Annotated in this window: 11 protein-coding genes and 1 riboswitch; of the genes, 1 reads left to right on the forward strand and 10 read right to left on the reverse strand. The window is 46.8% G+C overall.

What is annotated here, in order from left to right:
• Nucleotides 1–201: 201 nt before the first annotated feature.
• Both ACZMB2_RS05005 and ACZMB2_RS05010 read right to left on the reverse strand, forming a co-directional pair.
• Nucleotides 202–1,134: an AEC family transporter gene (locus ACZMB2_RS05005; protein WP_487595804.1), complete on the reverse strand. Its 933-nt coding sequence runs from the start codon at nucleotides 1,132–1,134 to the stop codon at nucleotides 202–204.
• A gap of 13 nt (nucleotides 1,135–1,147) precedes the next feature.
• A complete protein-coding gene (locus tag ACZMB2_RS05010) occupies nucleotides 1,148–3,271 on the reverse strand; it encodes an ATP-dependent helicase (RefSeq protein ID WP_487595805.1) in 2,124 nt (707 codons plus the stop codon).
• 358 nt (nucleotides 3,272–3,629) lie between these two features.
• Between ACZMB2_RS05010 and ACZMB2_RS05015 the strand changes: the two genes are divergently transcribed.
• A complete protein-coding gene (locus ACZMB2_RS05015; RefSeq protein ID WP_487595806.1) occupies nucleotides 3,630–3,914 on the forward strand; it encodes a hypothetical protein in 285 nt (94 codons plus the stop codon).
• A 443-nt stretch (nucleotides 3,915–4,357) separates the two neighbouring features.
• Here the strand turns inward: ACZMB2_RS05015 and ACZMB2_RS05020 are convergent, their stop codons facing one another.
• From ACZMB2_RS05020 to selD, 8 genes are all read right to left on the reverse strand, one after another.
• Nucleotides 4,358–5,872, reverse strand: coding sequence for a Na+/H+ antiporter NhaC family protein (locus ACZMB2_RS05020; protein WP_487595807.1), 1,515 nt, complete (start codon nucleotides 5,870–5,872; stop codon nucleotides 4,358–4,360).
• Nucleotides 5,873–5,976: 104 nt separating this feature from the next.
• A riboswitch (Lysine riboswitch) is annotated at nucleotides 5,977–6,148 on the reverse strand.
• 240 nt (nucleotides 6,149–6,388) lie between these two features.
• Nucleotides 6,389–7,087 carry a nucleotidyltransferase family protein gene (locus ACZMB2_RS05025; RefSeq protein ID WP_487595808.1) on the reverse strand — a complete coding sequence of 233 codons (699 nt, stop codon included), beginning with the start codon at nucleotides 7,085–7,087 and terminating at the stop codon, nucleotides 6,389–6,391.
• Nucleotides 7,088–9,427, reverse strand: coding sequence for a xanthine dehydrogenase family protein molybdopterin-binding subunit (locus ACZMB2_RS05030; protein ID WP_487595809.1), 2,340 nt, complete (start codon nucleotides 9,425–9,427; stop codon nucleotides 7,088–7,090).
• Nucleotides 9,414–9,941, reverse strand: a complete 528-nt coding sequence (locus tag ACZMB2_RS05035; protein ID WP_308458637.1) for a (2Fe-2S)-binding protein — start codon at nucleotides 9,939–9,941, stop codon at nucleotides 9,414–9,416. The genes ACZMB2_RS05030 and ACZMB2_RS05035 overlap by 14 nt, the downstream gene beginning before the upstream one ends.
• Entirely contained in the window at nucleotides 9,941–10,735 is a 795-nt protein-coding gene (locus ACZMB2_RS05040; protein WP_308458638.1) for an FAD binding domain-containing protein, read from the reverse strand. Before ACZMB2_RS05040 ends, ACZMB2_RS05035 begins: the two co-directional genes overlap by 1 nt.
• 32 nt (nucleotides 10,736–10,767) lie before the next feature.
• Nucleotides 10,768–11,007: a putative Se/S carrier protein gene (locus ACZMB2_RS05045; RefSeq protein WP_118770140.1), complete on the reverse strand. Its 240-nt coding sequence runs from the start codon at nucleotides 11,005–11,007 to the stop codon at nucleotides 10,768–10,770.
• A 1-nt stretch (nucleotide 11,008) separates the two neighbouring features.
• Nucleotides 11,009–11,617 (reverse strand): sulfurtransferase-like selenium metabolism protein YedF, encoded by a 609-nt coding sequence (gene yedF / locus ACZMB2_RS05050; protein WP_487595810.1) that lies wholly within the window; start codon nucleotides 11,615–11,617, stop codon nucleotides 11,009–11,011.
• Nucleotides 11,618–11,630: 13 nt separating this feature from the next.
• Nucleotides 11,631–12,674: a selenide, water dikinase SelD gene (selD, locus tag ACZMB2_RS05055; protein ID WP_487595811.1), complete on the reverse strand. Its 1,044-nt coding sequence runs from the start codon at nucleotides 12,672–12,674 to the stop codon at nucleotides 11,631–11,633.
• Nucleotides 12,675–12,688 lie beyond the last annotated feature (14 nt).

A 12,688-nucleotide genomic window follows, 5' to 3' on the forward strand; every position in this document is an offset into this window, starting at 1 on the left:
TGCCTTATCTGTACAAAAATTCGTCTCCTTTCGGGTTCTTTTTGTCTCTTAATTTCAATCCTGAATAGTTTTATTATATCGGTTCAATATCATCATCGTCAAATTCAATTTACTCATTTTTTTAAAAATGAGTAAATTGATTTCTGTTTTTATGAAATTAAAACAAAAAGATCGACACATGGCCGACCTTTTCATATTTTCTTACATCATCATTTCATACAGATACACCATCACCGGCATAGTCACAATCGACAATAATGTTGTCAGCACATACAACGAACTGGCATAACCGGCATCTTTATCATAAAGCTGTGCCATAGAAGTAACCGTAGTGCAGGCAGGTGTTACGGATGCCAGATAAACCGTCAGGAGAATCTGCTTAAAATCACTGACCGGTGCAAACAGGGAAATGATTTTCATCACAGCCAGTGACAAAACCGGATAGATCAGTAATCTCAACGCTGCAGACAGATAATTCCGTTTTCTTAAAAACACATTTTTCATGGAAACATCCGCAATAACCATTCCAGCCAGCAGCATACCAAGAGGTCCCATCAGATTATTCATCATTCCCAGTACCGACTGTACTCCGGACGGAAGAGAAACTCGCGACACGAACAGAATCACTCCCACAAAAATAGAGATGATATTGACATTCAACAGTATTTTCTTCCATTCCAACTTGCTTTCTTCACATAGCATGCTCTTACAGTGTGTCCATAAAAGCACCAGCTGTACCGTAATGAATGCACTGGAATAAATGACATATTCCTGTCCAAGCAACACCTGCACCAACGGAATGACCAGAATACCCGCATTGGAATAGATCGCGGTTGCACGTTCGATCACATTCAGATGGAGTGGATGTTTCAATATTGCCGTAAGCAGCAAATACAACAAATGGATGACCACGGCTGCCATCACCGCCAGGATCAGACCTTTCTGTACCTCCGGCGTATATTCCACCTGAAAGGCATTGACAATCACACACGGATTCACCAGATAGACCAGGATTACGGATACACTCTTGCTTTCTGAGGCTTTCATAAGTCCTGCCTTTACGACTGCGTATCCCATGAACATGATCACAAAAAGTTTTACAATTTCCTGCATTAATAAAATACTGATTTGCATATCTACCACCTCTTTATAATCTCAACATCCCGCTTCCGGCCACTACCCGGCTGCTGAATGTTTTTACTTCTCCATCAAAATCAACTCGTATCTTTTTCTCGTTTAGTTCTACCACCACACCCTGTCCAAATATCTTATGTGTCACCACCACACCTTCCGCCATCTGTTCCATAAATGCCTGGAATTCACTATCTGACAATGCTTTTGGAGCTGCTGCTTTTGTATCCGCTCCTGGCAGATGAATGTTTCCAGCTGTTGCTTGGATAACACGTTTCTTCGGTGCTGCTTTTCCCAGAAATTCATCACAGAAACTGGATGTCTGCTTCATAGTAAATAAGAAGAGGCGGTTCTTCGCCCTTGTGGCTCCTACGTAGAACAACCGCCGCTCTTCTTCGTAGGTCTCCAGTTCTTCTCTCGGTGCCGTCTTTAGATTCACCGGAATCTGATCCGGCAGAATGCCGTCTACTACATCGAGAAGATAGACCGTATCATATTCCAGTCCCTTGCTGGCATGAATCGTAGATAAGATAAACGGACAGGTCGGATCCTGTTCCTTCTCTTCAATAAGCTTTCGTAATTCATGAAGCCGCTCCACCAACCGAAGTGGACTCTCCTCCAATGAAGCCAGCATTTTCAAAGTGTCGAGCTTCGTGTCTTTGATCTCGCTTCTTTTCAGGTAATCCTGATACCCCATGAACTGCACTATCCGATGGATTGCTCTGGATGCCGGTTCCGTCAACATATGTTCCATATGGGTTGCCACCGATTTGATGCTGCTCTTCGCATATCCATCCAGACCCTCATAAGAAAGCGCTGTCTCCCATATGGACTGATCTTTTTCCCTGCTTAATTCTGCGATTCGAAGTGCGTCCTGTTTCCGGATATAAGTATTAAGTTTATAATAAACTTGTAAAAACAGTTCTGTATTTTTTGAATCCGCTGCAAGTTTAATAATATTGCTAATATCCTGCACCACCCGATGGGTAAAAAAGGTCAACTCCACGTTTCGCATCCGATAAGGAACTCCTCTTCTCTCCAGCAGATCAATGAGTGGAAGTACACATTCATGCTCCGGGTAAAGCACTGCCGTCTGCGTTGTACATCCCTCTGCCACTTTCACCAGATAAGAATACTGTGCTTTTCGGGTGCCAACGGAGATTTCCTTCACGTCCTGTTTTCTTTCTTTGGAAGGACGCATATGTTTCTCATGACGCAGGGTGTTTTTCTGGATAAACCGGTCTGCTGCCAGAACAATGTTTCCATCGGAACGGAAATTTTCTTCCATGAGCAGCACTTTCGCTCCCGGATGATGATGCTCAAATTCCAGCAATGCCTCCGGGTAAGCGGCACGGAATCCATAAATGCTCTGATCCTCATCTCCCACCATAAAAAGATTCTCGGATTTCGATGCCAGCAGTGCAATGATGGCATGCTGGATTTTCGATGTATCCTGGGCTTCATCCACGCAGATATAAGGGTATTTTTCCTGAAAATATGCAAGAAGCTCTGGAATTTTTCGAAGCATATTATAGGCATAGACCATCTGGTCATCATAATCCATAAGCTGCTGTTCCCGGAGCTGTCTGCAGTACTCTTTGTAGATCGCTGCCAAATGAATCTCCGCTTCTTCTTCCAGCTTCTGGATTTCTTTTTCATTCAGCATCCGGTTTTTTATGTAAGTAATCAATGTCCGGACATTTTTCAGATCACCTTCTGTTGGGTATACCCGCTCCGTCTGCTGATAAATGCCCGACAGCATGGCAGAAATCCGCTTTTCATCCGTGAGCAGCTGAAATGCCATCCTGCCCGTCTTCCAGCTATAGTACTGAATCACCCGGGCACAAATGCCATTAATAGTCCGAAATTCCAGACGTTCTGCCATCTCCTGTCCGAATTTTACCGCAAATCGTTCTGCCATATCCTTCGTTGCCGCCACCGTGTAGGTAACTGTCAGGATTTTGCCCGGATCCATTCCTTTACAATAGATCATGTAACCCAGCCTCGTCACCAGCACTGTCGTTTTCCCCGATCCCGGCACCGCCAGAAGAAGCACTGGCCCGTCTACACTCTGCACGGCACTTTTTTGTTGCTCATTTAATTGAATGGAAAATTGCTGTTCAAACTCCTGCCAGGTCATGAATATAAAGTCTCCCGTCCTTTCATTTCCTATCATTTTCGGAGCCATACACATGACTCTGGATGATTACTTTTTCCATTATAGAATCAGTTGTCAGTCCATGTCAATTCGTTACGATAGTCCACATCTGTATAAATTTTTCTTCTGCTAACATATTTCATAGTTTACAATCATTTTCAGATATGATTTAAAAGAACTTCTTACCAATATCCACGCTGATCAGCCCCAGTCCACTCGTGAATGGCTGGCATCCCCTTACAAACATAATGAAAAATACCCGGAACAATTGCTTCATAAAACAGCAGGCGGCATTTACGTCCGATCAAAATCGGAATCTCTAATTGCCTTTTTCCTGCATATGAATGGGATCCCTTTTCGGTATGAATGTGAACTTCAGCTGGGTGAAATCACTGTCTATCCGGATTTTACAATCATGGATCCCAAAACAGGGAAAATCTATTATTGGGAACATTTTGGCATGATTGATGATCCTTCTTATGCCAGAAGCGCAATGACAAAAATCCAAAGCTATATTGCAAATCGAATTTATCCAACGATTCAATTAATTATGACGTATGAGACAAAAATGAATCCGCTGGATACAGAGAATATAGAGAAAACAATTCAACATTACGTTAAGTAAATCGAAAACTTTACTTTTGGACATATGCAGTTTTAATCTCTGCTGACACCCATTTTGATCTGTCATACAATCAATTTTCTTGATTTTTCGCGGTTGGAGCAGATCATTTGGCTATATACAACTTTTCAATAGTTCTGATACCCAGAATTAAAAAGCAAGTTGGATGTAACGAGAACCTCAACGGCTATCTGCCCAACAGTCAGAAAAAAGCTCGCGGAAATGTCAGAAAAACGGCAAAAATCATCATCCGTGCAAGCTCGTGAGGGCAAAATTCAAAAGGAAATCTCTATATGCCCAAACTTCAGCAAAGATCAGCTGCGCGACAAAAAATCTCTGGCATCCTTTGCAAGAATCTGCCCCAGCGCGTACTCAAACCGCCCACACTGGAAAAGGAGAACCGTCAGTGGTTCTCCTTTTCCATATTCTATCTTCTATTTTTGATCTTATGCTTCGCTTCTTTTCTTCATCACCATCAGATATCCCAGTGTCAGCACAATGCCGACCGGAAGGGAGATCCATGCAGACTGGACAAAGCCTGCAACGATGTAGGTAATAAAGGAAATGGCAGCCACGCTGACTGCGTAAGGCAGTTGTGTGGATACATGGTTTACGTGGTTGCACTGGGCTCCGGCAGATGCCATGATCGTTGTATCGGAGATCGGGGAGCAATGGTCACCGCAGACAGCTCCTGCCATGCAGGCGGAGATAGCAATGGTCATCAGGGTCGGGTTGGTTGCCTGGAATGCGTCTACAACAATCGGAATCAGAATACCAAAGGTACCCCAGGAAGTTCCGGTTGCAAATGCCAGGAAACAGCCTACCAGGAAGATGATTGCCGGAAGCAGATTTACAATTCCAGATGCGCCTCCTTTGATGATCGCAGCCACAAACTCTGCAGCACCCAGGCTGTCGGTCATGGCTTTCAAGGTCCATGCAAAGGTCAGGATCATGATAGCCGGTACCATGGCTTTGAAACCCTCCGGGATGCAGTCCATGCACTCTTTGAATCCAAGCACTTTACGACTCACATACAGTGCAATCGTTATTATCAGTGCAAATGCACTTCCTACAGCCAGACCTACGGATGCATCACTGTTGGAGAATGCAGTTACAAAATTCTCACCTGCAAAAAATCCACCGGTCCAGATCATTCCAATGACACAGCAGACAATCAGAGCCAGAATCGGGATCACCAGATCCTTTACAGTACCGTTTCCGACCACAGTCTCGTCCTCTCCGTCACCATATGGACGATCCGGTGTAGTGAACAGATCACCATTTTTTGCATTGTCTTCATGCACTTTCATAGAACCAAAGTCAATGTTCAGAATTGCAATAGTCACCATCATAACAATCGTCAGCAATGCATAGAAGTTATAAGGAATAGCACTGATGAACAATGCCAGTCCGTCTTCACCTTCTACAAATCCGGTAACTGCTGCTGCCCAGGAAGAGATCGGTGCAATAATGCAGACCGGAGCTGCGGTTGCATCAATCAGATAAGCCAGTTTTGCACGTGAGATATTGTGCTTATCAGTGACCGGACGCATAACACTTCCTACCGTCAGACAGTTAAAATAGTCATCAATAAAAATCAGAACGCCAAGTGCAACGGTAGCCAGCTGTGCTCCGGTGCGGGTCTTGATATGTTCGCTGGCCCAGCGTCCGAATGCAGCAGAACCGCCTGCCTTATTCATCAGGCACACGATTGCTCCCAGGATAACCAGGAAAATCAGAATGCCGACGTTGTAACTGTCAGACAGCACACTTACAACACCGTCCTGGAAAATGTGAACGATAGTTCCTTCAAAACTAAAGCCTGAATAGAACAGGCCTCCAACTAAAATTCCAAGGAACAGTGAGGAATACACCTCCTTGGTGATCAGCGCGAGCGCGATTGCCACAACCGGCGGTACAAGCGCCCAAAATGTGGCGTACATAGCAGGTACATAATCCATAACGAAAAGTTCTCCCTTCTTTTGTAAACATGATAGATACAGAAACAAGAAAAGCCATGAACACAATTCTTTTGACTGCGTTCATGGCCTTATAATTTTGTCTGACCAATGATAGCTCTCCACAGTCCTGTGACAGTCTGACACATCTTCTGCGGCAGACCAGAAATCCTTTCTTCGGAAATGTCCGGATCTCTTCGGCGGTATTCCCTTTCCATGACTGACAGTTTCCGACCTGTATCAGTCTGTACTCATGAAGCCCGCTCCTCTATCATTTTTACGTTTTCTTTTTCTGCTATGCTACCACGGTTATTAGAAAAGAGCAACCCTTTCTTTAAATTTTTTTGAAAAACCCGGGAGCAATGTTGCAGATCACGAACAAACTGACCAACCGAAGTGACATTCTGTGAGCGGAACCGCTCGCGCTAAGTCCTCGATCCAACAGTACTAACATTCGAACATCGTCTCTGACTCGTTCTCATGAAGTACTGGGACTGCGGACGTTCCTTTCACAGAATGTCACTTCTCTCCCAGATTTTCCGTAACCTGCAACATCTCATCCACATCTTCCAGTTCTCTCTTATCAAGAATATCTACATATTTACAGGCACGCTGCTTCAGTACCTTCCGTCCTCCCTGGTCGCCGGTGAGGGACATAAGCTCCGGGATAAGATCTGCGCGGAACATACAGGGATTGCCGGGGGTGCTGCCGCAGCGGAGAGACAGGGTCTCCCATCGGGAACATTCCTCTGCCAGTGGCCCGGAAAAAGCTGACTGCTCACGGCTGACTGCTGCCCGGATCAGTTTTCGGACACTGTCCAAAGTAAGATGGGGCTGGTCTGCTACCATAAACATGAGATAGTCCTTCTCTCCGATCATGGACTGCCCTTCTTTCGGCTGCCCAGAGACCGGATCCTGTGAGATGACCGCCTCAATTCCTGCCCGGATCGTATAAGACGCTCCCAGCCTGCTCTCCTCGCAGAACACTGCCTGCATGCCTGCCATCCCGCATCTTTCAAAGATATCCTGTACTTCCTCCAAAATCTCCGCATACTGGGTCACAACAGTGACGGTCAGCTTCTCTCCCATCTTCTGCTTTAATTTCAGCAACAACTCCAGGCCATGCCGGTACAAAGGCTTACCTTCATACAGATATAACAGCTTATTACTTCCAAAACGGCGGCTGTTTCCAGCCGCCATATAAATCACATGTATCATCTATTCTTTTACCCGGTGATCGGTCTCTTTCCATTCCGGATCAATCATACCCATAAGAATTTTTTCCGGGGTGAAGGGTACAGTTCTGTGCCACACACCGGTTGCACGGTAGATGGCATGGGCCAGTGCCGGAGCCGGCGTATTAATAACGATCTCACCGATAGATTTGACACCGAAGGGTCCCGACGGTTCATAGCTGGTCTCAAATTCCACATGAATATTTCCCACATCCTGACGGGTAGGAATCTTATACTGCATGAAATCGCCTTCTGCGATTTTTCCATTGGCATTGTAGCTGACATTTTCATAGAGTGCCATACCGATCCCCTGTCCAATGCCGCCTTCTGTCTGGACTCTCGCCAGATTCGGATTGACCGGGATACCGCAGTCCACGACAGCTTCATAATCAAGGATTTCCACGCTTCCGGTTTCTTTGTCGAGTTCAATTTCCACCATGCCTACCATATAGGGAGGCGGAGAGACCGGTGAAGAATAGGTTGCGGTCACATCTACCGGAATCAGGTTATTGACCTGGGATTTGGTGGCAATATCTGCCAGACTGACAGATTTATCCCCATTTACGAGATAGACTTTTTCACCGTCAAATTCCACCTCTTCCGGCAGGCATTCAAGAAGCTGGGCTCCAATCTTCATAATATTTTCCCGCAGTTCCATAGCCGCATTCTGCGTTGCCATACCGGTAATATAGGTTGTGGAGGAGGCATAGGAACCGGAATCATAAGGAGACGCATCCGTATCTGCACCGAAGACTACGATCTGATCCGGCTCACAGTCCAGTACTTCCGCTGCCATCTGCGCCAGAATCGTATCGCATCCGGTACCCATATCTGCTGCACCGATCATCATATTATAAGTTCCTTCATCGGAAAGCTTCAGTGTACAGGAACCAACATCTACATTAGAAATACAGGAGCCCTGCATGGCAATGGCCATACCGGATGCCCGCACTTTACCGTTGCCCATATCTCTCACCGGATATTTTTCTTTCCAGTGGAAATTGTCAGCACAATGTTCGATACAGCGGTCCAGTGCGCAGGCATTGGCTGTCTCTCCAAAATATGCCGGCATAAACATGCCTTCCCGCACAATATTTTTCATTCGAAGTTCTACCGGATCCATATGAAGCTTCTCTGCCAGTTCATTGACCGTGGACTCCAATGCGAAAATTCCCTGGGTCGCACCGTAACCACGGTACGCACCTGCCGCCTGCACATTGGTGTAGACCACATCACAGGAAAACCGGGTTGCCTCACAACCACCCGTATAGAGAGGAATTGCTTTGTGACCTGACAGTCCTACCGTCGTCGTGCTGTGTTCTCCATAAGCACCTCCATTGGACAGTGTATAAAGGTCAATGGCACGGATATGTCCGTCCTTCATAGCGCCCAGACGAACGGTTACCTCCATCTCATGACGGGGTGACGCAATGGTCTGGCATTCTCTTCTGCTGTAAATAATCTTGCTGGGTCGTTTGGTCATCCAGGTAACAAACGCCGGATACACCTCACAGACTGCCGTCTGCTTGGCACCAAACCCACCGCCGATCCGCGGTTTTTCAGCACGGACCTTGGATTTGGGAATGCCAAGAGCCGTGGCAAGGATACGGCGCAGATGGAAGACAATCTGGGTAGAACTAATGCAGTGAAGTCGTCCGTAACGGTCAATTTCACAGTAAGCACGGATCGTCTCCATATACCCCTGCTGAGCAGCTTTAATCCGGTACGTATGCTCAATGACTTCTTCGCAGTCAGCGAGCACTGCTTCCACATCACCATGAGCATCCTCCTCATGATGAATGAGATTTTTCTTCACATCACCGGTATTTCCATGGGACATCCAGTTATCCTCCGGATGCACCAGCACCGGATTGTCAAGGGCCTTGCGGAAATCCAGCACCGGTTCCAACACCTGATATTTAACTTTGATGACACGAAGTGCTTTGTCCACTGCTTTTTCTGTTTCTCCGGCTACAATTGCCACTGCATCACCTACACTCCGGACTCTCTGGTCAAGAATGAGACGGTCATAGGGGGACGGCTCCGGAAAGGTCTGTCCTGCAATACTGAATCGGTTCTGCGGTACATCCTTCCATGTATAAACTGCCACAATGCCCGGTACTTTCATTGCTGCTGCCGTATTGATATCTTCGATCAGGGCGTGAGCATGGGGACTTCTCAAAATCTTCACCACCAGACAGTCCTCATGCACAATATCATCCATGAATACCGGTTTTCCAAGGAGCAGCTGCTCAGAATCTTTCTTCGGAATGCATTTTCCAACCGCATGGTAATCTTTCCGGTCACGTTCAAATTCCTTCATGCTTCCACTCCTTTCCGATATCTTCTCCATAGACGCCTGCTTCCAGATCAAGGTCTGCGCCCTCTTTTTTGCTGTTCAAATAATTTCTGAGAGAGCGAAGCTGACTCTGATATCCGGTACAACGGCATAAGTTGCCGGACAGATATTCCAGAATTTCCTCATCTGTCGGATCCGGATTTTCTCTGAGTAGCGCCACAATATTTACAATGTATCCGGGATTGCAGAATCCACACTGATCTGCTCCCTGAGCAGCGAAGAAATTCGTAAAGGCTTTCGCTTCTTCCTGTAATCCTTCCAGTGTATCGACTTTCCGTCCATTGGCACGCCCCACCGGCGTACTGCAGGAAAGCACCGGCTTTCCGTCAAGCAGAACTGTGCAGAGTCCGCAGTTGCCGCTCTCACAGCCGCGTTTTACGGAATAACATCTGTGTTTTCTGCAGAAGTCCAGAAGAACCATATCTGCATCTACGGAATCGGTGACTACTTTTCCGTTTAATGTTATTTTCACATCCATCAGTCGAGTTCTCCTTTCAGTGCCTGCATGGCACGTCTTACCAGCACGCGACAGACCGTTTTACGGTAAGCCGCACCTGCTCGCATGTTGCTGCCAAATCGAATTTCATCACATACCTGTCCGGCAAATGCATCCATCTGCTCATCACTGAGTTCCGAAAGTTCCCGCTCCGGAACCACGACTACTTCCGCCAGATGAGGGGTCGCACCAATGGCCGCTGCATATCCGTCTGCCCGTTTTGCCACAGCACAGGTCAGCACCGGAAAATCCGTGGACTGGTTCCGCTGACTTACATAGACAACGCCTTTCACATTTTTCGGCACAATAACCGCCACCAGAATATCTCTTGTTTTTCTCGGAAGTTTTACAAAGTCGTTAAGATCCATCATACCTGCATGATGAAGCTCCACCTTCGCACCCAGGGCGCGGAAGATGGTCATCACATCGGAAAATCCGAAGCGTCCCCAGATGCTGCCGCCTACGGTTGCTACATTTCTAAACTGCACACCTACAATATGACGCACAGATTCCCGAAATGCACCTCCAGTATAAGTATTTAATGCTTCATCTGTCTCCAGATCACGTAAGGAAACATATGCGCCAATGCGGAACGCCTCCTCAGTTTCCTCAATTTTATCAAGGCCGAGGCCGCACAGATCAATGGCAGTTCCCATCGTCTTATTTCTCATTTTCTGCCAGAGCATACCGGCCAGAATGAAATTATTCTTTTTCTGATACAGATCGTAAGCCTCTTCGAGACTTTCCGCCCTCACATACTGATTATAATAAAGCATGGCTCCCTTTCTTCTTATCTTTTTTGTATTTTTCAGAACAGACTGCACTCATACATGGCTTCCCACCGAAGCTTCGCCTGTTCCAGAAATGGTATCAGACTCTCTTTTTCTGAAAGCTCCGTCTTCCAGGCCAGTCCACATCCGGCAGAAATCTCCGACGGTAGGGGAATGAGCCTTCCCGGTATCTGTTCTTCCTCTGCTTTTCGCTCCATTTCCATGGCAGCGGTGGTTGTCGCAAAGGTCACCACCAGCTGCAGATGTCTGATCCGCATCTTATGGACTCACGATCAGAGACGCTTTTGACATGGTCTCTGCGATCTCATACATATTCGTTACTTCTCCGACTTTCAGTTTTTCAGAAAGTCCGTAGAAATTAAGGCAGGTTCCACAAGTGAGAATTCTAACCCCTCTTAACTCCAACTCTTTTAAATCATCAAGAGATGCAGAACCTTCGCAGGTCAGATAGGCCCCGCCATTGTAGAACAATATGGTTTTCGGCAGATCTTCCTGCTGGGACAGGGCATAGATAAATCCTTTGATCAGCACTTTTCCAAGCTCCGGATCCCCCTCACCCATAACCGAGCTGCGGATGACCACGACTTTGTTGGATGCCGGTGTTGGGCCACAGTTCACTTCCGGCATATTTCCGGCTTCTCTTGCTGCTTCTGACACCGTAATCTGTACGCTGTATTTTCCTTCGTCCAGCTTCTGGCTTGTCACTGCACATCCAGTCTGTTTTGCCATCTTGGTCAGGTTTTCCACCGCAATTTCATTGTCTACATAAGTTTCCACCACATCGCCTGCCTTTAAAGTCTCCATGGCTTTCTTCGTCTTCACCACCGGAATCGGGCATGCATCCCCCATAGCATTAACTGTCATCATCGCTCGTTTTCTCCTATCTTACATAAATGTCTTTTTCTTTTTTGGATACGAACCTGCCGACCATTGCCGCCGGAAGTCCCGCACCCTGTAATTCTTTTAAAAATGCCCCCGCCTGCTCCGGTTTTACTGCAAACAGAAGTCCGCCGGAGGTCTGCGGGTCAAATAATAATTCTTCCATGGAAAATGGAATCCAGCTGGAAAATTCCACCCGGTCTCCCACATGGTTCCGGTTTCTCTGGGCTGCCGCCGTCAGAAGAAATTCTTCCGCACAGTGGATGGCGCCCCGGATTACCGGAATGGAAATGGAATCAATCTCAGCAGAAATCTCCTCGTTGATCATCTCACTTAAATGTTCCAGAAATCCGAATCCTGTCACATCCGTGCAGGCATGGATTTCATAGTGATGGCTGATTTCCGCTGCTTTTTTATTCAGAGTGGTCATGGATGCCGCCGCTTCCTCCATCGCTCCTTCCGGGGCCAGTCCCACGCGATTTGCATTACACACCAGTCCCACTCCCAGTTTTTTCGTAAGAATCAGCACATCCGATGGCTGTCCCTGATTATTTCCGTAAATATGATCCGGATGCACTACCCCCGTCACAGACAGTCCATACTTTACATCGTTGTCCATGATGGAATGTCCTCCTGCCAGCGTGCCGCCTGCTTCGATCACTTTCTCTGCACCGCCCTGCATAATCTTTCCCAGGATATTCAGATCCATTTGTTCCGGAAAACAGACAATATTAAGGGCTGTCTTCACTGTTCCGCCCATGGCATAAATATCACTCAAGGCATTGGTCGCTGCGATCTGCCCGAAGAGATAGGGATCATCCAGCATGGGCGGAAAGAAGTCCAGAGTCTGTACCACTGCCACCTCGTCAGAGACACGGTACACCGCCGCGTCATCTTTGCTGTCATATCCGATGAGCAGATTGGGATCTTTCTCTCCTCTTGGAAGTTTATCCAGTACATGACTTAAAAGATCCGGACCAAGCTTCGCGGTGCAGCCGCCGCCTTTACAAAATACAATTTCTTCCGCCACTCGTTCCTCCTTCATAGTCAAAATCTCAA

It is taken from the genome of Hominiventricola sp. (genome assembly GCF_057604405.1).